Source organism: Sphingopyxis sp. 22461 (genome assembly GCF_052044915.1).
Taxonomy (GTDB): domain Bacteria; phylum Pseudomonadota; class Alphaproteobacteria; order Sphingomonadales; family Sphingomonadaceae; genus Sphingopyxis.
Map to the genome: position 1 here is coordinate 38,603 of NZ_JBQENY010000009.1, position 23,193 is coordinate 61,795.

Annotated in this window: 27 protein-coding genes, 1 tRNA gene and 1 other RNA gene; 15 read left to right on the top strand and 14 right to left on the bottom strand. The window is 64.6% G+C overall.

The window, feature by feature from the left end; genetic code table 11:
* Positions 1–54 precede the first annotated feature (54 nt).
* Positions 55–657 (top strand): hypothetical protein, encoded by a 603-nt coding sequence (locus ACTJI5_RS15540; RefSeq protein ID WP_440860953.1) that lies wholly within the window; start codon positions 55–57, stop codon positions 655–657.
* Here ACTJI5_RS15540 and ACTJI5_RS15545 read toward each other — a convergent pair.
* The 11 genes from ACTJI5_RS15545 to ACTJI5_RS15595 form a co-directional block, all read right to left on the bottom strand.
* Positions 654–1,958, bottom strand: a complete 1,305-nt coding sequence (locus ACTJI5_RS15545) for a sensor histidine kinase (RefSeq protein ID WP_440861101.1) — start codon at positions 1,956–1,958, stop codon at positions 654–656. The genes ACTJI5_RS15540 and ACTJI5_RS15545 overlap by 4 nt on opposite strands.
* 105 nt (positions 1,959–2,063) lie before the next feature.
* Positions 2,064–2,726: a response regulator transcription factor gene (locus tag ACTJI5_RS15550; protein ID WP_037510428.1), complete on the bottom strand. Its 663-nt coding sequence runs from the start codon at positions 2,724–2,726 to the stop codon at positions 2,064–2,066.
* A 114-nt stretch (positions 2,727–2,840) separates the two neighbouring features.
* Positions 2,841–3,149: a hypothetical protein gene (locus ACTJI5_RS15555; protein WP_058538121.1), complete on the bottom strand. Its 309-nt coding sequence runs from the start codon at positions 3,147–3,149 to the stop codon at positions 2,841–2,843.
* An 87-nt stretch (positions 3,150–3,236) separates the two neighbouring features.
* A tRNA-Val gene (locus ACTJI5_RS15560) sits at positions 3,237–3,311 on the bottom strand.
* A gap of 183 nt (positions 3,312–3,494) precedes the next feature.
* The gene (locus ACTJI5_RS15565) at positions 3,495–3,767 is read right to left on the bottom strand and encodes an HU family DNA-binding protein (protein ID WP_037510426.1); all 273 of its coding nucleotides are present in this window, start codon (positions 3,765–3,767) and stop codon (positions 3,495–3,497) included.
* A gap of 172 nt (positions 3,768–3,939) precedes the next feature.
* Positions 3,940–6,336, bottom strand: a complete 2,397-nt coding sequence (lon, locus tag ACTJI5_RS15570) for an endopeptidase La (RefSeq protein WP_058538122.1) — start codon at positions 6,334–6,336, stop codon at positions 3,940–3,942.
* Positions 6,337–6,459: 123 nt separating this feature from the next.
* Positions 6,460–6,795 carry a YbaB/EbfC family nucleoid-associated protein gene (locus ACTJI5_RS15575; protein ID WP_058538123.1) on the bottom strand — a complete coding sequence of 112 codons (336 nt, stop codon included), beginning with the start codon at positions 6,793–6,795 and terminating at the stop codon, positions 6,460–6,462.
* Positions 6,792–8,510: a DNA polymerase III subunit gamma/tau gene (locus ACTJI5_RS15580; protein WP_440860954.1), complete on the bottom strand. Its 1,719-nt coding sequence runs from the start codon at positions 8,508–8,510 to the stop codon at positions 6,792–6,794. Before ACTJI5_RS15580 ends, ACTJI5_RS15575 begins: the two co-directional genes overlap by 4 nt.
* A gap of 168 nt (positions 8,511–8,678) precedes the next feature.
* An RNA gene (gene ffs / locus ACTJI5_RS15585) (signal recognition particle sRNA small type) lies at positions 8,679–8,776 on the bottom strand.
* A 69-nt stretch (positions 8,777–8,845) separates the two neighbouring features.
* Positions 8,846–9,184, bottom strand: a complete 339-nt coding sequence (locus ACTJI5_RS15590; protein ID WP_156419684.1) for a 2Fe-2S iron-sulfur cluster-binding protein — start codon at positions 9,182–9,184, stop codon at positions 8,846–8,848.
* The gene (locus ACTJI5_RS15595; RefSeq protein ID WP_440860955.1) at positions 9,181–10,272 is read right to left on the bottom strand and encodes a cysteine desulfurase family protein; all 1,092 of its coding nucleotides are present in this window, start codon (positions 10,270–10,272) and stop codon (positions 9,181–9,183) included. The genes ACTJI5_RS15590 and ACTJI5_RS15595 overlap by 4 nt, the downstream gene beginning before the upstream one ends.
* 140 nt (positions 10,273–10,412) lie before the next feature.
* Between ACTJI5_RS15595 and ACTJI5_RS15600 the strand changes: the two genes are divergently transcribed.
* A complete protein-coding gene (locus ACTJI5_RS15600; protein WP_037510410.1) occupies positions 10,413–11,069 on the top strand; it encodes an alpha/beta hydrolase in 657 nt (218 codons plus the stop codon).
* Between the two features lie 78 nt (positions 11,070–11,147).
* Here ACTJI5_RS15600 and ACTJI5_RS15605 read toward each other — a convergent pair whose 3' ends face one another.
* Entirely contained in the window at positions 11,148–11,312 is a 165-nt protein-coding gene (locus ACTJI5_RS15605) for a hypothetical protein (protein WP_197411445.1), read from the bottom strand.
* A gap of 112 nt (positions 11,313–11,424) precedes the next feature.
* Between ACTJI5_RS15605 and rpiB the strand changes: the two genes are divergently transcribed.
* From rpiB to ACTJI5_RS15645, 8 genes are all read left to right on the top strand, one after another.
* Positions 11,425–11,877, top strand: a complete 453-nt coding sequence (rpiB, locus tag ACTJI5_RS15610; RefSeq protein WP_440860956.1) for a ribose 5-phosphate isomerase B — start codon at positions 11,425–11,427, stop codon at positions 11,875–11,877.
* Positions 11,874–13,181: a serine hydroxymethyltransferase gene (glyA, locus tag ACTJI5_RS15615; protein ID WP_336446427.1), complete on the top strand. Its 1,308-nt coding sequence runs from the start codon at positions 11,874–11,876 to the stop codon at positions 13,179–13,181. The genes rpiB and glyA overlap by 4 nt, the downstream gene beginning before the upstream one ends.
* Before the next feature lie 4 nt (positions 13,182–13,185).
* Entirely contained in the window at positions 13,186–13,404 is a 219-nt protein-coding gene (locus tag ACTJI5_RS15620; RefSeq protein WP_058538128.1) for a hypothetical protein, read from the top strand.
* A gap of 3 nt (positions 13,405–13,407) precedes the next feature.
* Positions 13,408–13,875: a transcriptional regulator NrdR gene (nrdR, locus tag ACTJI5_RS15625; protein ID WP_058538129.1), complete on the top strand. Its 468-nt coding sequence runs from the start codon at positions 13,408–13,410 to the stop codon at positions 13,873–13,875.
* Complete coding sequence (locus ACTJI5_RS15630; RefSeq protein WP_440860957.1) at positions 13,872–14,600, top strand: RNA methyltransferase; 729 nt, start codon at positions 13,872–13,874, stop codon at positions 14,598–14,600. The genes nrdR and ACTJI5_RS15630 overlap by 4 nt, the downstream gene beginning before the upstream one ends.
* 31 nt (positions 14,601–14,631) lie before the next feature.
* Positions 14,632–14,865, top strand: coding sequence for a hypothetical protein (locus tag ACTJI5_RS15635; protein WP_440860958.1), 234 nt, complete (start codon positions 14,632–14,634; stop codon positions 14,863–14,865).
* A gap of 85 nt (positions 14,866–14,950) precedes the next feature.
* Positions 14,951–15,178, top strand: a complete 228-nt coding sequence (locus ACTJI5_RS15640; RefSeq protein ID WP_058538132.1) for a hypothetical protein — start codon at positions 14,951–14,953, stop codon at positions 15,176–15,178.
* Positions 15,179–15,324: 146 nt separating this feature from the next.
* On the top strand, positions 15,325–15,549 hold the full coding sequence (locus tag ACTJI5_RS15645; protein ID WP_058538133.1) for a hypothetical protein: 225 nt from the start codon (positions 15,325–15,327) through the stop codon (positions 15,547–15,549).
* A 9-nt stretch (positions 15,550–15,558) separates the two neighbouring features.
* Here the strand turns inward: ACTJI5_RS15645 and ACTJI5_RS15650 are convergent, their stop codons facing one another.
* A complete protein-coding gene (locus ACTJI5_RS15650; protein ID WP_310253067.1) occupies positions 15,559–15,873 on the bottom strand; it encodes a chorismate mutase in 315 nt (104 codons plus the stop codon).
* A gap of 213 nt (positions 15,874–16,086) precedes the next feature.
* Between ACTJI5_RS15650 and rpsD the strand changes: the two genes are divergently transcribed.
* The gene (gene rpsD / locus ACTJI5_RS15655) at positions 16,087–16,698 is read left to right on the top strand and encodes a 30S ribosomal protein S4 (protein ID WP_037510385.1); all 612 of its coding nucleotides are present in this window, start codon (positions 16,087–16,089) and stop codon (positions 16,696–16,698) included.
* Positions 16,699–16,755: 57 nt separating this feature from the next.
* On the opposite strand, the gene ACTJI5_RS15660 is transcribed toward rpsD, so the two are convergent.
* A complete protein-coding gene (locus ACTJI5_RS15660) occupies positions 16,756–18,684 on the bottom strand; it encodes an alpha/beta hydrolase family protein (RefSeq protein ID WP_231732633.1) in 1,929 nt (642 codons plus the stop codon).
* Between the two features lie 244 nt (positions 18,685–18,928).
* On the opposite strand from ACTJI5_RS15660, the gene ACTJI5_RS15665 reads away from it, so the two are divergent.
* Genes ACTJI5_RS15665 through ACTJI5_RS15680 form a run of 4 tightly spaced genes read left to right on the top strand, consistent with a single transcriptional unit; the run spans position 18,929 to position 23,188 of the window.
* Positions 18,929–20,611, top strand: coding sequence for a M28 family metallopeptidase (locus ACTJI5_RS15665; protein WP_440860959.1), 1,683 nt, complete (start codon positions 18,929–18,931; stop codon positions 20,609–20,611).
* A gap of 19 nt (positions 20,612–20,630) precedes the next feature.
* Positions 20,631–21,614, top strand: a complete 984-nt coding sequence (locus tag ACTJI5_RS15670; protein WP_440860960.1) for an agmatine deiminase family protein — start codon at positions 20,631–20,633, stop codon at positions 21,612–21,614.
* Positions 21,615–21,672: 58 nt separating this feature from the next.
* Positions 21,673–22,524 (top strand): N-carbamoylputrescine amidase, encoded by an 852-nt coding sequence (aguB, locus tag ACTJI5_RS15675; RefSeq protein WP_058538137.1) that lies wholly within the window; start codon positions 21,673–21,675, stop codon positions 22,522–22,524.
* A 22-nt stretch (positions 22,525–22,546) separates the two neighbouring features.
* Entirely contained in the window at positions 22,547–23,188 is a 642-nt protein-coding gene (locus ACTJI5_RS15680) for an FABP family protein (protein ID WP_440860961.1), read from the top strand.
* Positions 23,189–23,193 lie beyond the last annotated feature (5 nt).

Here is a 23,193-nt window from a genome sequence, read left to right on the forward strand (position 1 = left end):
CCTAGTCTCGCCGCCGCACGCGATGACGAAGCCCTCGAACCGCGTTCGGACCTTGTGCACGCCGACACCCCGCTCTGGGGTTTTGGCGATGACATTCAACCGTACAACTTCACCGACGGCGATGACTTTGGCTGCCTCAGCCGCATCGCCTATGGCGATTGGACGATCCAACAAGCAGCCGACCCTGACGCCGAACCCGAATGGATGCGGCTGACCAACTATGGCGTTTTCCACTGCGCGATCGTCGAACGAAGCGCCCATGATCGGGACTATCTGGACCGCAGCGCCTACCGCTACTCCTTCTTCGTCCACATCGGCGATACGAAACGCGACGGCAAACCGCTCGAATTATGGGTTCTTCAATCGGGCACGCGACCCGGCAGCGACTATTTGCTTCTGGCACGCACGCCCGCCGAGGAGATCATCAAGTCCTTCGACGTCTTGCAGAGGGAATGCCCGTCGTCCGCCAGGCGCACGGGTCTGCAAATGGACATCTGGCAGACCGATTATTGCAGCATTAATTCGCGTGGCGCCCTGATCGCGTTCGCCAAAGCGATGGCAAGGAAGCCACCATTGGCCAGGCTTGCCCATTTCGGCGAGCCCCCCGAAGACCCCGCCGCAACCGAACAATCGGCCGAAGCGGTTTCGGAGCCTTAACCCGCCGGCAGCCTCAGCCGCACGAGCAATCCGCCGAGATCCTCGCTCTCCTCGAGTGCGATGCTGCCGCCGTAGATTTCGGCAACGTCGCGCACGATCGCGAGTCCCAGCCCCGTCCCCGGTTTGCCGCTGTCGAGGCGGACGCCGCGGTCGATGACGCGGTCGCGGTCGGCGGGCGAGATTCCAGCGCCATCATCCTCGATCAGGATTTCCGCCATCCCGTCTTCGCGGCCGACGGTAACAAAGACACTGCCACCGCCATATTTGGCCGCGTTTTCGAGCAAATTGCCGACGAGCTCGTCGAGATCCTGCCGCTCGACGCGCACAACGACGGTCTTGTCGCCGGCCGCATCGAGCCGCGCATCGGGATAGAGCGCGGCGACCGCGCGCGACACGCTGTTCACGCTGTCCCAGACGGTCGCACGCGCCTGTGCCGCGCCGCGCCGCCCGACCGCGCGCGCGCGGGCGAGGTGGTGGTCGACCTGCCGCTGCATCGTCGCCGCCTCGCGCCGCACGGTCTCGGCAAGTTCCGATGTCGAGCTCGTCGCGCTGTTCACGAGGACGGTGAGCGGGGTCTTGAGCGCATGCGCGAGGTTACCAGCATGCAGCCGCGCCTCCTCCGCCTGTTTTTCGTTATGCGCGAGCAGCGCATTGAGTTCGTCGACCATCGGCTGCACCTCGAGCGGCAAAGGCGCATCGACGCGGCGGTTCTGCCCGCCGCGCATCGCCGCGATCGCGCGGCGGATGTGGCGCAGCGGCCACAGGCCATAGAAGGTCTGCAGCGCGGCAAGGATGATGAGGCCGAGGCCGAGCAGCGCAAGGCTGGGAATCAGCGTCGCGCGCACCGCGCGATTCTGCGTATCGAGCGCTTCGCGCGACTGGGCAATCTGGAACCGCCAGTTGGTCTGGCTGCCCGGCAGGATGACATTGCGTTCGAGCACGCGCAGTTCCTCGTCGGGAAACTGGGTGCTGTCATATGTGTGGATCTGGTTGTCGACATGCGGCGTCGGCGCCTTCAGCGAGCGTTCCCACAGCGAGCGCGAGCGATAGGGCTCCTGATTGCCCCCGCTGATCTGCCAATAAAGCCCGCTATAGGGTTCGAGGAAGCGCTGGTCGCCGAGCGGTTCGACCAGGCGCACTTCGCCATCGGGGCCAATCTCCGACGAGCGGATCATCGCGATCAGCACATATTCGAGGCTCGAATCGAAGTTGCGCGTGATCGCACCGGTCAGCACGCGATCAAGCGCAAAGCCGCCGCCGATCAGCAGCACCGAAATCCACAGCGCCGCGATCGCGATCATGCGCCGCGCGAGCGAACCGGTGATGCGACTGGTAAGCGCCGCCGGTTTTTCCGCCGCGTCCGGGTCCTCTACGACCGCCGGGGCGACGTCGGCCTCCGTCACGGCTTACTGCGGATCGTCGAGCTGATAGCCAAGGCCGCGGATCGTCGTGATGATGTCGGCACCCAATTTCTTGCGGATGCGCGTCACGAACACTTCGATCGTGTTCGAATCGCGGTCGAAATCCTGATCGTAGATATGCTCGATCAGTTCGGTGCGCGACACGACCTTGCCCTTGTGATGGAGCAGGTACGACAGCAGCTTATATTCCTGCGCCGTCAGCTTCACCGGCTCGCCGGCCAGCGTGACGCGGCCCGAGCGCGTGTCGAGGCGCACCGGACCCGCCGTCAGCTCGCTCGACGCATTGCCCGCGGCGCGGCGGATCAGCGCGCGCAGGCGGGCGATCAGCTCTTCGGTCTGGAACGGCTTGGCGAGATAGTCATCGGCGCCCGCGTCGAGCCCGGCGACCTTGTCGGACCAGCTGTCGCGCGCGGTGAGGACGAGTACCGGAAAGTTGCGCTTTTCGCGGCGCCAGCGGTCGAGCACCGTGAGCCCGTCGATTTCGGGCAGGCCGAGATCGAGGATCGCGGCGTCGTAATTTTCGGTCGAGCCGAGGAAGTGCCCGTCCTCGCCATCGGTCGCGAGATCGACGGCATAGCCCGCCCCCTCCAGCGTCGCCTTCAGCTGCGGGCCCAGCGTGGGTTCGTCTTCGACAATCAAGATCCGCATTCAGGCGCCTTTCCTTTGCGCACCGGGCAACCCGGCCGCATGTTTCGACTGTGTATCAAGTCCGAACGATCATCGCAAAATCTCGTTGCGACGAAAGGTCGGTTCACGGGAATGTCAGGGTTTGCGTCCCACGATCCGGCCGGTGCGGGCATCGACATAGACGACGACCACCTGGCTGCCGTCCATGAATTTCAGGGCATAGATCATCCGCCCCGCATCGAACTGCGGGCCGCCGAGATAGGTCATCTCGCTATAGGGCGCGCGCGAACGGACGTCGGCGATCAGCTTGTTGAGCGGGATAACCTGTCCCTGCGCCGCCGCTTCGCGCAGATTGTCCTGGTCGCGGTTGCCGCGGGCGGTCGCGGGCGCGCCTGCCGAGAGCAGCAGCGCGGAGATGAGGGAGAGGGTCAGTGTACGGATCATGGCCGTTTCTCTAACGCGAAAGCATTGAATAGGCGATGAATGGCCGGGTCAGCTCCGGTTTCGGTTCGTGCCATGGCCGGAGGGCCATGGTGGGCGCGACAGGGATTGAACCTGTGACCCCACCCGTGTGAAGGGTGTGCTCTACCGCTGAGCTACGCGCCCGATCGGTGCATGCCGGAAGCCCGGTGTCCGAAAGTCGGACGTCCATAGCCGCTGCGACGGTGATTGCAACGGGCATTTGCTCAATCTTCACGCACAAATCGCATGGATCCCACCGGCAGATACAAATCGGGCCGCAGCTTGCGCCGCGGCCCGAGATGGTTTCACCAGAAGGCGCCTGTCAACTTAGTTGACGGCGTCCTTGAGGGCCTTGCCGGCCTTGAACTTCGGCTGGTTCGACGCCGCGATGGTCATCGTTTCGCCGGTGCGCGGGTTGCGGCCGGTCGATGCCTTGCGCTTGCTGACTGCGAAGGTGCCGAAGCCGACGAGACGGACTTCGCCGCCCTTCTTCAGCGAACCCGTGATCGCGTCGAACACGGCTTCAACCGCTTTGCTCGCGTCACCCTTGGTCAGGCCGCTCGAGTCAGCGACGGCGGCGATCAGGTCTTGTTTGTTCATGCCTAAGGAACCCCTGCAATATGGTTGGTTTAATGATTCTCATGGCCCGAAGCCATGGCGCGTCACTAACGATGTTTAGCCCCGCCTTGTCAAAGCAAAAAAGGGCGCAAAACGCCCCAAAACGTCGATTTTGCGACGAATTTGGGGCGAATTGCCGTCAAGCGGCGATGTCTCAGTGCCGAATCGTCGTTTCGGGGTCGGTGCCGGAGTGAACCGGGGGCGACGCGGCAAGCTCGTCGGCCTCGGTCCATTCGATCGGCACGACCGGCGAAACGAGGGCCACGGCGAGCACTTCGTCGACGTGGCTGACCGGGATGATCTTCAATCCGGTCGTGATATTCGCCGGGATTTCAACGAGGTCTTTCTCATTCTCTTCGGGGATCAGCACGGTCTTGATGCCACCACGAAGAGCGGCGAGCAGCTTTTCCTTGAGGCCCCCGATCGCCAGAACGCGGCCACGCAGCGTGACTTCGCCGGTCATCGCAACGTCGCGGCGCACCGCGATCCCGGTCAGCGTCGAAATCATCGCGGTGACCATCCCGACACCGGCCGAGGGGCCATCCTTCGGCACCGCGCCTTCGGGCAAGTGGATGTGGATGTCCTTGCGCGCGAACAGGCTGGGCTTGATGCCATAGGCCGGGGCGCGCGCCTTCACGAACGACAGCGCCGCCTGCACCGATTCGGTCATCACTTCGCCGAGCTTGCCGGTGGTGCGGACCTGCCCCTTGCCCGATGCGGTCACGGCTTCGATCGTCAGCAATTCGCCGCCGACCTCGGTCCATGCCAGCCCCGTGACGGCGCCGACCTGATCTTCCAGATCGCCCATGCCGTGGCGGAATTTGCGCACGCCCGCGAATTCGGACAGATTGTCGGGCGTCACGGTGACGCTTTCGGCCTTGCCTTCGAGAATGCGGCGCAGCGCCTTGCGCGCCAGACGCGCGATCTCGCGCTCGAGCGTGCGCACGCCGGCCTCGCGGGTGTAATAACGGATGAGGTCGCGCAGCCCTTCTTCGGTCAGCTCGAACTCGCCGGCCTTCAGCCCGTGCGCCTCGATCTGCTTCGCGATCAGGTGCAGCTTGGCGATCTCGACCTTTTCGTCCTCGGTATAACCTTCGAGCCGGATGATCTCCATGCGGTCGAGCAGCGCCTGCGGCAGGTTGAGCGAGTTCGCGGTGGTGACGAACATGATGTCGCTGAGGTCGACGTCGACTTCCAGATAATGGTCCTGGAATTTGCCATTCTGTTCGGGATCGAGCACCTCGAGCAGCGCCGACGCCGGATCGCCGCGGAAATCCTGGCCGAGCTTGTCGATCTCATCGAGCAGGAACAGCGGGTTCATCGTGCCGGCCTTTTTGAGGTTCGTCACGATCTTGCCCGGCAGTGAGCCGATATAGGTGCGGCGGTGGCCGCGGATTTCGGCTTCGTCGCGCACGCCGCCCAGCGACTGGCGAATGAACTCGCGCCCAGTCGCCTTGGCGATCGATTTGCCGAGGCTGGTCTTGCCGACGCCCGGAGGGCCGACGAGGCAGAGGATCGGCCCCTTCAGCTTGTTGGTGCGCGCCTGGACCGCGAGATATTCGACGATCCGGTCCTTGACCTTTTCGAGCGCATAATGGTCGTCGTCGAGGACTTCCTGCGCCTTCGCGATGTCCTTTTTCAGTTTCGACTTCTTGCCCCACGGCAGACCGATCAGCGTGTCGAGATAGTTGCGGACAACGGTCGCCTCGGCCGACATCGGCGCCATCGCACGCAGCTTTTTCATTTCGGCCTGCGCCTTGGCCTTGGCTTCCTTCGACATTTTGAGGCTGTCGATCTTGAGCTGAAGTTCGGCCAGATCGTCGCCGCCCTCGCCATTGTCGTTGCCGAGCTCGCGCTGGATCGCCTTCAACTGTTCGTTGAGATAATATTCGCGCTGGCTCTTTTCCATCTGGCGCTTCACGCGGCCGCGGATCTTCTTTTCGACCTGCAGCACGCCGAGCTCGCCTTCCATGAAGGCGAAGACCATTTCGAGCCGCTTCGAAGGCGCGTCCTCGACGAGCAAAGCCTGCTTGTCGGAGACCTTGATGTTGAGGTTGCCCGCGACCGAATCGGCGAGGCGCGAGGCGTCCTCGATCTGCGACAGCTGCACCGCGGTTTCGGCGGGCATCTTCTTGTTGAGCTTGGCGTAATTTTCGAACTGATCGACGACCGAGCGCATCAGCGCGGCGGTATCGACGCTATCGTCGATCGTGTCGCCGACCGGCTTGACGCTCGCCATCACGGCCTTGTCTTCGTTGGTGAGCGCGAGCAGCTTCGCGCGCTCCTTGCCTTCGACGAGCACGCGGACGGTGCCGTCGGGCAGTTTCAGCAGCTGGAGCACGGTGGCGATCACGCCGACGTCGTACAGATCGTCGCGCTGCGGGTCGTCCTCGCCCGGATCGAGCTGCGCGACGAGGAAGATTTCCTTGTCGCTTTCCATCGCGGTTTCGAGCGCGGCGACCGAGCGGTCGCGGCCGACGAACAAGGGCACGATCATGTGCGGGAAAACGACGATGTCACGAAGCGGAAGAAGAGGATAAGATTGCGTCATTACGGCTCCTGGACGGGCCCCGCGACCGGGCGCACCGCCCTTCTTATAGGTGGTTCTTCGCTAATATGGCGTAAGTTGGCACGCATTCAATGTCGCTGCGCTGAACAGCGGGGCAAAGCTGGCTCAAAATGGCAGCTTGAAGCCCGGGGGGAGCGGCAGGCCGCTCGTCATCTTGCCCATTTCTTCGTTACTCGCCGCATCGGCTTTTTCGCGCGCGTCGTTGAACGCGGCGGCGAGCAGGTCTTCGAGCATCTGTTTATCGGCGGGCACGATCAGGCTGTCGTCGATCGAGATTTGCTTGATACGGCCCTTGGCGCTCGCACGAATCCGTACCAGACCGCCGCCCGAAACGCCTTCGACCTCGACGCTGTCGAGCTTCGCCTGCGCCTCCTGCATCTGTGCCTGCACCGTGGCGGCCGCTTCCTGCGCCGCCTTCATCATTTCTTCGATCGATTTCATGGGTTCGACTTATGGCGATTGTCGCCGGCCTCTTCAAGTTTTGCGTCGGGAAAAGCGGCCAAGGCGGCCTTCACCACCGGCAGCTCGCGGATTCGCGCGTCATTGTCGGCGAGCGTCGCGGCGCGGATTTGGCCAAGGCTCGGCCGTCCCTCGCCTTCGCCTTCCCGCACCTGCCAGCGGCTGCCGGTCTGCGCGAGCAGCGCGTCGCCCAGATCGCGCGCGAAGGACGCGCCGAGTGCGCCGACGGGCGCGAAAACGAGATTGCCGGGCTCAAGGGTGATGATTCGCAGATGATCGTAGACATCGACCGCAAGCCGATGATTTCCTGTGCTTTCGAGCAGCTGGTGGATTTGCGCCACGGTCAATGCCGACGCGGGTGAATCGGGGTTTGCGGTTGAGGGGCTTTCGACCGCAGCGACGGATTCGGCCCCGGTATTTTCCTGCGCCGCGGGCGCCGCCGGCGCGACCATCGGCGTCGCGGGCACGCCGCCCTTTTCGAGCAGCTTTGCGAGTTCACCCGGGTCGGGCATCGACGCGGCGTAAATCACGCGCAGCAGCAGCATTTCGAGATGTTCGAGCGGATTGTTCGCGCGGAGTACCTCGTCATGCCCCTTGAGCAGCAACTGCCACAGCCGGTTGAGCGGCGCGAAACCGAGTTTTTGCGCCCAGTCGCCGATGCGTTCGCGGTCGGCCTCGGCCAGCGCGGGGTCGTCGTGGCGCGACACTTTGGCGAGCGTGATCGCGTGCGTCAGGTCCATGAGCCCGCGCACCATCGCGACGGGCTCGATCCCGAGCGCATATTGCGCCCGGGCGAGATCGATCGCAGCGCCGGCATCGCCTTCGAGGATCGTCGCCATCAACTGTCCGATCGCTGAGCGGTCGGACAGGCCAAGCATCACGCGAACCTGCGCCGCGCCGATCATCCCGCCGCCATCGAGATCGGCATGCGCGATCGCCTGATCGAGGATCGACAGGCCGTCGCGCACCGACCCTTCGGCGGCATTGGCGATCAGCCAGATCGCGGGCGCCTCGGCCTCGACGCCCTCTTTCTGCAGGATTGCGCTGAAATGCGCGAACAACATGTCGGGAGTGATGCGGCGAAGATCGAAGCGCTGGCAACGCGACAGCACCGTCACGGGCACCTTGTTCACTTCCGTGGTCGCGAACAGGAATTTGACGTGCGGCGGCGGCTCTTCGAGGGTTTTCAGAAGCGCGTTGAAGGCGTTACGCGACAACATGTGCACTTCGTCGATGATGTAGATCTTGTAGCGCGCCGACACCGCGGCATAGCGCACCGCCTCGATAATCTCGCGCACATCGTCGACGCCGGTGTTCGACGCGGCGTCCATCTCGATGACGTCGATATGGCGCCCCTCGGTGATCGCGCGGCAGGGTTCACACACACCGCACGGGTCGATCGTCGGCCCGCCCTGTCCGTCGGGGCCGATGCAATTGAGCGCCTTGGCGATCAGGCGCGCGGTCGAGGTCTTGCCGACCCCGCGCACCCCGGTCATCAGAAACGCATGCGCCAGCCGGTCGCGCGCGATCGCATTGCCGAGCGTGCGCACCATCGCATCCTGCCCGATCAGTTCGGCAAAGGTTTGCGGGCGATATTTGCGGGCAAGGACGCGGTACGGACCGCTCGATGGCTGCGGCGCCGTCTCGGGCAGGTCCATTCCCAGCATCGGGGTTTCGTCGTTGGCGGAATCGCTCATGCGTTCCGTATTAGGCACGGCATGCTCGCTTGTCGAAGGAGAATACGGGCGGTTCGATCCAATATCTCGTCACCCCGGACTTGATCCGGGGTCCCACTCAGCGACGTCGACAAGTGGAACCCCGGATCAAGTCCGGGGTGACGATGCGAATTAACACGATGAGATGGTGAGGGTGGGAGCCGGAACGACCCGCAGCGAATTCGTTGCGGCTGCTTCCTTCCGGACCTGACCGGGTTGGCGAAGACTGCGTCCGCCCGACTCCCGCGGCGCATATGGCGGGGAGCGCGAGGAAATGCAAGCGTAGCCCCAATCAGCGGGATGACGAGGGTTGGGGTTCAGCGTGGCCCCTGCATGTTGCGGCTTTCGGCGGGGATATGCACGGTGAGCCCGTCGAGATCGTCGGTCAGCACGATCTGGCACGACAGCCGGCTCGTCCGCCGCACCCCGGCGGCAAGATCGAGCATATCCTCTTCCATCTCGCTTGCGGGCGGCAGGCGGTCGAAATCCTCTTTTGCGACGATGACGTGGCACGTCGAGCAGGCCATCTGGCCCTCACACGTGCCTTCGAGCGGCATCATATGCGCCTGCGCGACGTCGAGCAGGATCGAACCCGGCTCGGCCTCGGCCTCGGTGCGCGCCTTGCCGTCGGCGTGGATGAAGGTGACGCGCATCAGTTGACGCCCTGCAATCGCGCGGCGGCTTTGATCGCATCGAGGCCATCGCGCAGGTCCTGCTCGCTGGTGTAGCGGCCCCAGCCGAGGCGGATCGAGGCGCGCGCGTCGGTTTCGCTGACGCCCATTGCGCGCAGCACATGGCTGACCTTCCCCGACCCGCTGCCGCACGCGCTGCCGAGCGAGAAGGCGATTTCGCGGGCGTCGGACATCAGGCGCAGGCCGTTGACGCCCTCGCGCCGGACGTTGAGATTGCCGTGATAGCGATGGTTCGCATCGCCGTTGATCGTCCATTCGGGGAGCATGTCGAGCGCGAGCGACCAGAGGCGTTCGACATGTTCGGCGTCGGCTTCGAACCGCTCGGCCGCGAGCGCCGCCGCGGCGCCGAAGCCGGCGCAGAGGGCGGGCGAGACGGTGCCCGAGCGCATCCCCTGTTCCTGCGCGCCGCCGAACATCAAGGGCGGCAGGTCGACGCCGTCCCTGACCCAGAGCGCGCCGATGCCCTTGGGCCCGTGGATCTTGTGCGCGGAGATAGCGATGAGATCGGCGCCCTCGGGAATCGCGACGCGGCCATAGCCCTGTACCGCGTCGCAGAGCAGCAGGCTGTTCTTCGCGTGCGCTGCCGCGGCGAAATCGGCGACCGGCTGGATCGTTCCGACCTCGTTGTTCACGAGCATCGTCGCGACAATGCCGTTTTCGGGGATCGACGCGTCGTCGGGCGGCAGGGCCAGTCCTTTGCTATCGACGGACAGGATGTGTGCGTTCAGCCGCTCGAGACATTGCAGCGACGCCGCATGTTCGATGCTGAGCCCCGCGACGCCGCCCGGCTTCGCTTCGGCTCCGCGCAGCAGCGCCCAGTTGAGCGCCTCGGTCGCGCCGGAGGTGAAGAAGACCCGCCCGCCCTTCGGCAGCAGCGCCGCGACCTGATCGCGCGCGACTTCGACCGCCGCCGCGGCGGCGCGGCCGGCCTTGTGCGTGCTCGACGGGTTGGCAAAACCATCGCCCGCCCCCGGCCCTTCGAGCCAGCGCAGCATCGCCTCGCGCGCCTCAGGAGCGAGCGGGGTCGTGGCTTGGTAATCGAGGTAAATCATCCGGCGGACAGATCCTTATTGCGAGCGATTCGCAAAAGTTGCAACATGCTACGCAATTTCTATATAGGCGCCATCTTCGCTCCGCCACCCTGCCAGCCCGGCGATTCGGCAGCCAGCCATAAAAGATAAGAGGTGCTCCCATGCCCGACGTGATTTTCCCCGGCCCCGAAGGCCGCATCGAAGGCCGATTCTCGCCCCCGCCGCGCCCGCGCGCGCCGGTTGCGCTGATCCTTCACCCGCATCCGCAGGGCGGCGGCACGATGAACGACCGCATCACGCAGGCGATGTACAAAAGCTTCGTCGCGCGCGGTTTCGCGGTGCTGCGCTTCAACTTCCGCGGCGTCGGCCGCAGCCAGGGCACGTTCGACAACGGCATCGGCGAGCTGAGCGATGCCGCTTCGGCGCTCGACTGGGTCCAGTCGATCCATCCCGAAGCGCAGACGACGTGGATCGCGGGCTTCAGCTTCGGCGCGTGGATCGGCATGCAGCTGCTCATGCGCCGCCCCGAAATCCGCGGCTTCCTGTCGGTCGCGCCGCCAGCGAATATGTATGACTTCAGCTTCCTCGCGCCCTGCCCCTCGTCGGGCATCATCGTTGCGGGCGGGCAGGACGAGATCGTGCCGCCGAGCGCGGTGCAGAAGCTGGTCGACAAGCTGCGCACGCAAAAGGGCATCACGATCCATCACGACGAGATCCCGCGCGCGAACCATTTCTTCGAGCATGAGCTCGACCAGTTGATGAAGTCGCTCGATAACTATCTGGATATGCGGCTCGCGCCCGATTCGCCGATCCGCTGATTAACGCCCGTCGCCCCCGCGAAGGCGGGGGCCGCTGGAGGTTTATGCAGCGAGGNCCTTCGCGGGGGCGACGAGGTTCTATTTCACCGGCACCAGCCAGATCGCGACATTCGCGAACATCACCAGCGCCGCGACGAGCATCAGCAGCGCGCGGCGGCGGTCGCCCTTGCGAAAAACATAGGCTGCGCCGCCGGTCAAAAGGACGCCGGTGAGCATCAGGATGGACATGATCGTGTCGGACATGGGGCGGCTTTATCGGGGCCGTCACAAATTTGCCACCTCGCTTATGGCCAATCCGCGCCGCTTCGCCTAAAGGGCGCTCATCGATTCCCTATCGCCCCGCGGGAGCCGCATCATGCGCATTGCAATAGCCTCTGACCACGCCGCCTGGGAGCTGAAAGCCGCTCTCGCCGACTGGCTTCGCGAAGCCGGCCACGAAGTCGAGGATCTCGGCACCAACGGCCCCGACAGCGTCGACTATCCCGATTTCGGCTACGCGCTTGGCCAAGCCATCGCCGACGGCCGCGCGACACGCGGCGTCGCCCTCTGCGGATCGGGCATCGGCATTTCGATTTCGGTCAATCGCAACCCCGCCGCGCGCTGCGCGCTGGTCGGCGAACCGCTGTCGGCCAAGCTGTCGCGCGAGCATAATGACGCGAACGTCATCGCGATGGGCGCGCGCCTGACCGGCATCGACATGGCCAAAGCCTGCCTCAACGCCTTCCTCACCACCGATTTCGCCGGCGACCGCCACGCGCGCCGCGTCGACAAGCTTTCCAATCCGCCCCAACTGGAGACCAGCCGATGACCACAGACACGCTCGCCAAGCCCATCAAATCGGCCGGCTATTTCACCGACGGCGTCGGCACCGTCGACCCCGCGGTCGCGGCGGCGATGAAGCATGAGCTGGAACGCGAGCAGTATCAGATCGAGCTGATCGCGAGCGAGAATATCGTCTCGAAGGCCGTGCTCGAAGCACAGGGCAGCGTGTTCACCAACAAATATGCCGAAGGCTATCCCGGCCGCCGCTATTATCAGGGCTGCGCGCCGTCGGACGAGGTCGAAACCCTCGCGATCGACCGCGCGAAGCAGCTCTTTGACTGCGGCTATGCCAACGTCCAGCCGCATTCGGGCGCGCAGGCGAACGGCGCGGTCATGCTGGCGCTGACCAAGCCCGGCGCGACGATCCTCGGCATGAGCCTCGACGCCGGCGGCCACCTGACCCACGGCGCGCCGCCCGCGATGTCGGGCAAATGGTTCAACGCGGTGCAGTACGGCGTGCGCGCCGACGACCATCTCGTCGATTTCGACCAGGTCGAGGCGCTCGCGAAGGAACATCGCCCCGCGCTGATCATCGCGGGCGGCTCGGCCTATCCGCGCACGCTCGATTTCGCGCGTTTCCGCAAGATCGCCGACGATGTCGGCGCGCTGCTGATGGTCGACATGGCGCATTTCGCGGGCCTCGTCGCGGGCGGCGCGCATCCTTCGCCGATGGAGCATGCGCATGTCGTCACGACGACGACGCACAAGACGCTGCGCGGTCCGCGCGGCGGCATGATCCTGACCAATGACGAAGCGATCGCCAAGCGCATCAATTCGGCGGTCTTCCCGGGTCTGCAGGGCGGCCCGCTGATGCACGTCATCGCGGCGAAAGCCGTGGCGTTCGGCGAAGCGCTGCGCCCCGAGTTCAAGGACTATGCCAAGGCGACGATCGCCAATGCGCAGGCGCTCGCGAACCGGCTGAAGGACCGCGGCGCCGATGTCGTCGCGGGCGGCACCGACACGCACCTCGCGCTGATCGATCTGCGTCCGCTCGGCGTCACCGGCCGCGACGCCGACGAGGCGCTCGAACGCAGCGCGATCACCTGCAACAAGAACGGCATCCCCTTCGATCCGCTGCCGCCGGTCAAGACCAGCGGTATCCGCGTCGGATCGCCCGCGGGCACGACGCGCGGATTCGGCATCGCCGAGTTCGAGGAAATCGGCGATATGGTCGCCGACGTGCTCGAGGCGCTGCGCGACAAGGGCGAACATGGCGACGCCGATGTCGAAGCGAACGTCCGGGGCCGCGTCCGCGCGCTGTGCGAACGCTTCCCCATCTATCAGGGATAAAGCGATGGCGCGGCAGCACCCCGAGGAACCGACGCTGGTCGAACTCTCGATCGAAGAGGTCAAGGCGATGGGCAAGCAAGGGCTGGCCCATCCCTCGACGCGCCCGGTGCTGATCGGCGGCGCCGTCGGCGCAGCGGTGGGCTTGCTGCTCGATGCCGTCAGCTGGCCCGTCGGCCTGTTCGGCGGCGCCCTCATCGCGCTGGTGATGCGGGTGAAACGCTAGCCCATGCGCTGCCCTTATTGCGGACATGAAGACAGCCAGGTGAAGGACAGCCGTCCGACCGAGGACGGCGCCGCGATTCGCCGCCGCCGCCAGTGCGAGGATTGCGGCGCGCGCTTCACGACCTTCGAACGCATCCAGCTTCGCGAAGTCGGCGTCACCAAGGCCGACGGCCGCCGCGAACCCTTCGATCGCGAGAAATTGATGCGCAGCATCCAGATCGCGTGCCGCAAGCGCCCGATCGACGGCGCGCGCATCGAACGGCTGGTGTCGGGCATCCAGCGCCAGCTCGAAACCTCGGGCGAGAGCGAAGTGCAGGCGGCGCAAATCGGCGGCATGGTGATGGAGGCGCTGAAAGGCTTCGACAGCGTCGCCTATATCCGCTTCGCCAGCGTCTATCGCGAGTTTACCGAAGCGAAGGACTTTGAGGAATTCGCGTCCTCGGTCACCGAGGCGGCGCGGCCGATCAAATGACCGCGGCCGCCCCGCCCCCCGTCATCATCCTCGTCCGTCCGCAGCTTGGTGAGAATATCGGCAAGGCGGCGCGCGCGATGCTCAATTTCGGGCTGACCGAGCTCCGCCTCGTCACCCCGCGCGACGGCTGGCCCAACCCCGACGCCGGCCCGGCATCGGCGGGCGCCGACATCGTGCTCGCCGAGGCGAAGGTTTTCGGCAGCCTCGCCGATGCGGTCGCCGACTGCACCACCATCTATGCCACCACGGTGCGCAAGCGCGGCGTGATGAAACCCGTGCTGACCCCCGAAGCGGCGGCGCGCGAGGTTCACGCCAGCGCGGGCCGCTCGGCCTATGTCTTCGGTGCCGAACGCTCCGGCCTCGAAACCGACGATGTCGCGCTCGCGCACGCGATCGTGACGGTGCCGATAAACCCCGAATTCGCCTCGCTCAACCTGGCGCAGGCGGTGATCCTGCTCGCCTATGAATGGTCGAAGGGCATCGCGCTCGCGAGCCCGCCCGAAGTGCCGCTCGACCCGCCGGCGCCGCATGCCGAACTCGAACAATTGATCGAACATCTGACGCGCGATCTCGACGCGAGCGGCTATTTTGTTCCGCCCGAGCGCACCGAGGCGACGCTGCGCACCTTGCGCACCGCGCTGACCAAGACGGGCTGGTCGCACAATGATATCAGGATGATGCACGGAATCGTGACGGCGCTTGGCAGGAAACCCAGGGCCGGGTAACGAAAGCACATTCCTCGCTGGTGGCCGCTCGATGTTTTACCTCCTGATTTCCTTCGCCCTTTCGGCCGCCGCTCCCGAAGCGAAGACCAGCCAGCCGAGGCCCGAAACCACCCCCGCGCCCGAAAGAAAAGCCGGTCCGAAACCGATCTGTCGCACCATCATCTACACCGGCAGCCGCCTCCCGCAGCGCGAATGCCGCACCCAGGAGCAATGGGACCGCCGGGCCGACGAGACCGGTAAGTGGATGGATCAAGACAAGAATTGACAATCGATATTTGGCATGCTGCATGTCAAATCATCGCTCACCTTGCCGTGACGACCCGGTGACAATCCCCCAGGAGTTTGATTTCATGATAAGCCTACTGCTTTCGCTCGCCCTCGCGGCGGCCGGAACCGACGCGGCGAACACCCAGCCGGCGACCGAAACAGCTGCCAAACCCGAAAAAGCCAAGCCGAAGCTGATTTGCCGCCGCCTGGCCGACACTGGCAGCCGCCTGCCCGAACGCGAATGCCGCACGCAGGAAGACTGGGATCGCCAGGCCGACAGCATCAGCAAAAGGCTGCACAACGAGAAATAAATGCCGTTGGCTGGACTTCCGGGGCGCCGGTCGAACGGATGTTCGACGATCATGTCAAGACGAGGAGGGTGCGATTTCGACAACCTCTTGGCTAATGCAGGAAATATCCCTAGGAAGCCACACCCCTCCAAGGAGCGAATATTGTTATGATCTCTGCGATACTTTCCCTGGCCCTTGCAGCAACGTCGCCGACCGTCGCTGCGGATTCGCCCGCAAAGCCAGCCAAGCCCAAGAAGGTTTGCGAAAAGGTCGAAGTCACCGGCAGCACGGTGCCAAAGCGCGTATGCCGCACGGTTGCCGAACCGGCAAAGCCGAAAGACGAAGCGGCGCAGGCCGTCGTCGCGCAGCCCGCGGGCGGCAGCACCAACTAAGCCCGGACGTCAGCTATCGGCGCGCAGGCGGTCCCACCGGGTCGCCTCATAGGCGATCGATTGTTCGACCAGCTCGTTCCACACGGCGCGCAGTCGCTCGGGTTCCAGCCCGGCGGCTTCGGCTTCGCGCGCGACATTGTCGAGCACCTGGGCCTTGCGGGCTTCGTCGCGAACGCTGCCGCGGTCGGTCTTGATGCGCGCCGCAGCGTCCATATAGCCGAAACGGCGAACGAGCAGCGCGACGAGCGCGCGATCGACCTGGTCGACCCCGGCGCGGACATCGATCATGGTTTCGCACTGTTCGGGAAGTTTGGCGGACGTCATGCGCGCTGCCTTTAGCGGCTTTTTCGACGCTGTCGAGGCATGCGTCCAACTTGCGCCGCAACGCTTGACTTTGCCGCCCTCGCCGTCTAACCGCGCGCCTTCGCAATGGACCCCGCACCCCGGTGAAGCGGCGGTCGCATATGGCATCTGCCCATATGGTGCGACCCGGGAAGCGCCGAAATCCTTCGGCACACAGCATATTGGAGACGACATATGTCGAAGCGCCAGAGCGCCAAGTATAAACTCGACCGCCGGATGGGTGAAAACATCTGGGGTCGCCCGAAGAGCCCGGTCAACCGCCGCGAATATGGCCCCGGCCAGCACGGTCAGCGCCGCAAGGGCAAGATGTCGGACTTCGGCATCCAGCTCCGCGCGAAGCAGAAGCTGAAGGGCTATTACGGCGACATCACCGAAAAGCAGTTCAAGAAGAACTATTTCGAAGCGTCGCGCATGAAGGGCGACACCGGCCAGAACCTGATCGGCCTGCTCGAGCGCCGCCTCGACGCGGTCGTCTACCGCTCGAAGTTCACGCCGACGATCTTCTCGGCGCGCCAGCTCGTCAGCCACGGCCACGTCTATGTGAACGGCGTGAAGTGCAACGTCGCCAGCCGCCTCGTGAAGCCGGGCGACGAAGTCACCCTCGGCAAGAAGGCGCAGGAAATGGCGCTGGTCGCCGAAGCGCAGAGCCTGCCTGAGCGCGACCTGCCCGAATATCTGTCGGTTGACGGCACCAAGTCGACCTACGTCCGCGTCCCGACGCTCGACGAAGTGCCCTATCCGGTGAAGATGGAACCGAACCTGGTCGTCGAATTCTATTCGCGCTGATCGAGTTCGCTATCGAATTCAAAGGGGCGGTCCGGCAACGGGCCGCCCCTTTTCGTTTCAGTGCGGCAGAAAGGCCGAAATCTTGCGGAGCATGTCGGCGCGCGCCTCCCCTGTTTCCAGGCCGTGGCCCAGTTCGGGATATTCCACCAGCTCGACCCGCTTGCCCTTCGCCGTCAGTTCGCGTTTCATCGTCCGTGCCTGCGCGACGCGGACATTCTGGTCAAAGGTGCCGTGGAACATCAGCACCGGTGCCTTGATTGCCCCGGCATTCTGCGCCGGCGATCCTTCGCGAATATGTGGACCGGTGCCGATAAACCGCGCGTTGATCGCACCGCCGCCGGTATCCCCCTCTTCGGTGCGCAATTGCTCCAGGTCGGTGACAGGGGCGATGGCGACGATCGCTCGGAACAGATCTGGCGCGACGACACCCGACTGCAAAGCGGCATAACCACCATAGGACCAGCCCACGATCGACAATTTCGCAGGATCAGCCCCCTGCCCGGAAACCAGCCAGCGCCCCCCGTCGGTAACATCGCCCATCGCAGTCTTCCACGATTTGAACCCGTTCTTCTGATACCATTCGTCGCCATAGCCCGACGATCCGCGGAAATTGGGCTGGAGCACTGCAAAGCCTGCCTGCGCGAAATATTGTGCCAGCCAGTCGAAACCCCACTCGTCGCGCGCCGACGGGCCGCCGTGCGGCATCACGATGGCGGGCAATCCCTTGGCGTCATTGCGTCCGGGCGGAAGGGTCAGATAGGCGGGCACCATAGCCCCGTCGGCGGCGGGATAGGTGACCGGACGAACGGGCGACAGCGTCATTTCGGCCAGCGCGTCACGCTCGCCCAGCAACGGGCGCAGTTCCTTCGCCTTCGGATCGAACAGGAAATATTGGCCGGGGTCGACGTCCGAACTGGTCCGGACCAGATAGCGGCTTTCGTCGGCCGATGCATCGGCGATCATGATCTGCTTGCCACCCAGCACCTTTGAAAGCGCCGCCGTCATTTTGGCGAGCGCCGGATCCGTGAGCACCGAAACACGACGGTCGGTGGCATAGGAAACCCCGACGATACGGCCGTTGCGACCGACACGAACGATATTGTCGATATCGACTTCGGGATGTTTGAAAACGGTCGTGACGGCGCCGCTGCCGTCCAGCGCCATGGCGACAACGGCCTTGCGCCCCTCGACCGATTGCAGCCCGTAGACGCGGTCGGTGGCGGGATCGATCGCCAACGGGTTAAAGCCTTGCTCGCTCGCAATGTCATAAATGGACAGAGGCTTCCAGACGCTGTCGCCCTTTCCTCGGTAGAGGAAGCGAATGGTCGGGTCCATTTGGCCGCTATTTTGCGAATAGCCCTGCGTCGCCATCACGCGGACCTGCCCGTGGCCATCCGACAGATAATAGATCGCGTCGCGGTTCGGCGCTTCGACGCGCTTGCTTGTTCCGTTCGCGGCATCAACGCGATCGACGCCCAATCCCTCGCTCCGGCCGGCGATGAATGTGCCCGTATTGTTTTCGGGAACATAGGTTCGCGTCATCAGCAGCGACCCGTTTTCCGACGCCGACCAGTCCAGAACACTGCCGCCGCGAAAATCGGCATAGAGCGATCGCGCGCTGCGCCGGTTGCTGAGGGATTTGAGATTCCCGCCCGCCGCATCGATCGCAATGAGGTTGCTGGCGGCGACAATCTCACCCGCCAGCTTGTCACGTTGATATGTCTGGCACGCGAGCCGCGCGTTCGTCACCCAGCCGCACCAGCTCAGAAACCCATCTTCGCCACTGCTCGACAAGATCTGTTTGGGGGTCGCCCCTTCGGTCGCATCGACGACAAACAGGCGACGCATCAACTTTTCGCCATTTTCGATGAAAGCGATCCGCGTGCCGTCGGGCGACAGGCTGACATCCCGGATCGATTCGAGCGCACCGAAACGCGCCGCATTGTCCACAGCCCCCTGCGCAACCGCGCCGGAAAATGCAGGCACAGCCGCGACCAGTGCACAAAGTGGAAGCGCACCGCGCCTCATCATATCAAGTTTCAACAAAAGCCCCTCCCGTTGCCCTTTTTAGGCGGTCCACGGTGAAGACCGCGGCCAATTTTTCAAGTGACTTTGGTGCCTTGCTGGCAGCTTCGGCCGAAAAATCCGCGGCTCCCGCCCCGCCTTGCATCGCGGCGCCCCGGCTGGCACAAGCCCGCTCGTCGCAAATGAAACTTTCCGAGGAATTTCCATGCTTCGTTTCCCCCGAACGACCGCAGCCGTCGCGGTTCTCCTGACCGTTGCCGCGTGCAACACATCCGACAAGGCCGCGACGTCGGCCACCGCCATTCCCGACGTCCAGATCCCCGAACTGTCGCTCGCGACGCTTCAGGAAGTGACGAAGGAATTGTCGTCGGACGCCTATGAAGGCCGCGCGCCCGGCACCCCCGGCGAGGAAAAGACCGTCGCCTATATCATCAAGAAGTATGAGGAAGCGGGGCTGAAGCCCGGCAACAACGGCAAGTGGACGCAGGATGTGCCGCTGGTCGAAATCACCGCGAAGAATGCGACGCCGCTGACCTTCACGGGCGGCAAGGCGCCGGTCACCGCGCAATATGCAAAGGACTATGTCGCGTTCAGCTATCGCGTCCAGCCCAAGACCGCGGTCAAGGACAGCGACGTCGTCTTCGTCGGTTACGGCATCAACGCCCCCGAAAAGGGCTGGAACGACTATGCCGGGCTCGACGTGAAGGGGAAGACCGTCGTCGTCCTCGTCAACGACCCCGACTGGCAGACCAAGGAAGCCAAGGGCGAATTCAACGGCCGCGCAATGACCTATTACGGACGCTGGTCGTACAAATATGAGGAAGCCGCGCGCCAGGGCGCCGCGGCGGTGCTGATCGTCCACGACACCGAGCCCGCCGCTTACGGCTGGAACGTCGTCGAATCGAGCAACACCGGCACCAATTATCTCGCCGAAACCAAGGACGGCGGGGCGAAGGAAACGCTCGCCAACGGCTGGATCCAGCTTCCGAAGGCGAAGGAACTATTCGCGAGCGCGGGACAGGATTTCGACAAGCTGCGCGCCGACGCGGGCAAGAAGGGCTTCAAGCCCGTCGCGCTGACCGGCGTGAAGGCGAACTTCAGCTTTGACAACGCGATTTCAAAGAAGATGTCGCGCAACGTCATCGGCGTGCTGCCGGGCGCGAAGCGTCCCGACGAATATGTGCTCTACACCGGCCATTGGGATCACCTCGGCCGCTGCACGCCCGTTGCCGGCGACGACATCTGCAACGGCGCGGTCGACAATGCGAGCGGCATCGCGGGTCTCGTGACCTTGGCGCAGGCCTTCCACAAGGCGGGCGCACCCGATCGCAGCATCGTATTCCTGTCGGTCACCGGCGAGGAATCGGGCCTGCTCGGGTCGAAGTTCTACGCCGAAAACCCCGTCTTCCCGCTCGCGCAGACCGTCGGCGGCGTGAACATGGACGCATTGAACGCAATCGGCCCGGCAAAGGACATCGTCGTCGTCGGCCGCGGCAAGTCCGAGCTCGACGCCTATGTCGCCAAGCTCGCCGAAATGGAAAAGCGCGTGATCAAGGACGAACCGACCCCCGAGAAGGGTTTCTATTATCGTTCGGATCACTTCAGCTTCGCCAAGCTCGGCGTGCCGATGTTCAACTTCGGCAGCGGCGACGACCTGGTCGAGGGCGGCGTCGATGCCGGCAAGAAGGCGGCGGAAGATTATGAAAAGAACCGCTACCACGCACCCGGCGACGAATATGAGGCGATCACCAACTGGGGCGGCATGATGTCCGACCTGCGCCTCTATTACGCCGCGGGCCGCATGCTCGCGATGACCGACGCATGGCCGAACTGGAACGAGGGCGACGAATTCCGCGCCGCTCGCGACAAGTCGCGTCCCGCAAAGTAAGCGGAAAGAGCGCGCGCCCATGACGCTGAAAATGCCTGCCGAATGGGCGCCGCACGACGCCGTCTGGATCGGTTTCCCGCACCTCGCCGAAGAGTGGGCGGGCGCGATCGACGAGGGACGGCGCGACGTCGCCGCCTTCGCCAACGCCGTCCATGACGGCGGCCGCGGCGAAGAGGTGCGGCTGGTGGTCAACGACGCGCGGCAGGCGGATATCGCCGCCGCGCTCGTCGATCCGGGCGTGCGCATCCTGATCCAGCCCTTGGGCGATATCTGGCTGCGCGATACCGGGCCGATCATCGCCGGCACCGGCACAACCCGCCGCGCGCGCAATTTCGAATTCAACTGGTGGGGCGAGAAGTTCGTCATGCCCGGCGATCAGGAAATCGGCGCCGCGCTCGCCGCCGGATCCGGCCTGCCAGTCGACGATCAGGACTGGGTGCTCGAGGGCGGCGGCATCGACGTCGATGGCACGGGCCTCTGCGTCACGACCGAAGAGTGCCTGCTCAACACCAACCGCAACCCGACGCTGACGCGCGAGGATATCGCGGTGCGGCTCCACCAGTCGCTCGGCATCGACCGGCTGCTGTGGCTCGGCAACGGCTTGGTCGGCGATCACACCGACGGCCATGTCGACAATCTGGCGCGCTTCGTCGGCGAAGGGCGGCTCGCGCTGCCCGTCGCGGCGGGCGCGGACGACCCCAACGCGCATATCTATGCCGATGCACGCGCGCGCACCGCGGCGTTCGGCGGGGTCGAGATCGTCGACCTGCCCTCGCCCGGCCGCATCGAGATCGATGGCGAGGTCGCGGCGGCGAGCTATATGAACTTCTACATCGGCAATAGCGTCGTCGTGGTGCCGACCTATGGCGTCGCCAATGACGTCGCAGCGGTCGACACCCTCGCCGCGCTCTTCCCCGACCGCCGCGCGGTCGGCGTGCCCGCGCGCGGGATCATCGTCGGCGGCGGCAGCTTCCATTGCTCGAGCCAGCAGCTTCCGGCCTAGCATCGGGCGCGAAGCCGCCTATATTCCGGCTCGATTCGAGCCATCACGGACCCCGCCCATGACCCGCACCATCACCGTCGCCGCGCTGCAGCTTCCCCTGCCCGGCCCCGTCCAGCCCAATATCGACGCCGTCACCGCGCTCGTCGAGAAAGCGGCGGCGAAAGGCGCGCAGGTGATTTTGCCCCCCGAGCTCTTCGAAGGCCCCTATTTCTGCCAGGTCGAGGATGAGGAATTGTTCGCATCGGCGCGCCCGACCGCCGAGCATCCGAGCGTGGTGGCGATGCAGGCGCTCGCCGCGAAGCTGAAGGTCGCGATCCCGACGAGCTATTTCGAGAAGGACGGGCCGCATTATTACAATACGCTCGCGATGATCGGTCCCGACGGGGCGATCATGGGGACGTACCGCAAGAGCCACATTCCCGACGGCCCCGGCTATGAAGAGAAATATTATTTTCGCCCCGGCAACACCGGTTTCAAGGTCTGGGACGTGTTCGGCACGCGGATCGGCGTCGGCGTCTGCTGGGACCAATGGTATCCCGAATGCGCGCGCGCGATGGCGCTGATGGGCGCCGAGCTGCTTTTCTACCCGACCGCGATCGGCAGCGAACCCTATGACGCCGATCTCGACACCAGCCGCATGTGGCGCCGCGCGATGCAGGGGCATAGCGTGTCGAACTGCATGCCGGTGATCGCGTCGAACCGCATCGGGACCGAGGGCGACGCCAATTTCTATGGCCACAGCTTTATCAGCGACGAATGGGGCGATCTTCGCCAAGAATATGGCGCCAGCGAAACCGGCGTGCTGATCGAGACGATCGACCTCGACCGCGCAGCGAAGCATCGCGCCGGCATGGGCTTTTTCCGCGACCGCAGGCCGCAGCTTTACGGGCGGCTGGTCGAGGACATCTGACAAGATAGCGCGGGGGCGAAACATGGAATTACCCGACGATATTTTTACCGAGCCCGAGGACGTCGATCCCGAGACGCTCGCCAATCTCGGCCCGCTGCGCCGTCTTGCGGGGATATGGGAGGGACAGCGCGGGGTCGATATCAACCCCAAGGCCGACGGCCCCGAGACGCGCCAATATTATGAGCGGATCGAGATGCAGCCGATCGACCCGCAGGCGAACGGGCCGCAGCTATTTTACGGGCTGCGTTACCATTTGCACGTCAACACGCGCGAAGAGGACATCGCCTTCCACGACCAGGTCGGTTACTGGCTGTATGAGGCCGCGACCGGCCTGATCCTGCAGACGCTGGCGATCCCGCGCGGGCAGATCGCGATTGCGGCGGGGCATGCCGAGTCCGATGCGAAGCAGCTGGTGCTGAAAGCGACGCGCGGCCAAACCGACTATGGCATTTGTTCGACGACCTTCCTCGAGCTCGCCTTTCGGACCGACAGCTATCAGATTACGGTGGATTTTCACGATGATGGGTCGTGGAGCTATGTTTCGGACACGACGCTGATCGTCAAAGGCCAGCACGAGCCCTTCCTCCATCGCGACCGCAACACGCTGACGAAGATCGCCGAACCCGACCTCAACCCCTGGGCAAAGATCACCCGCGGCGGCTAGGTCCT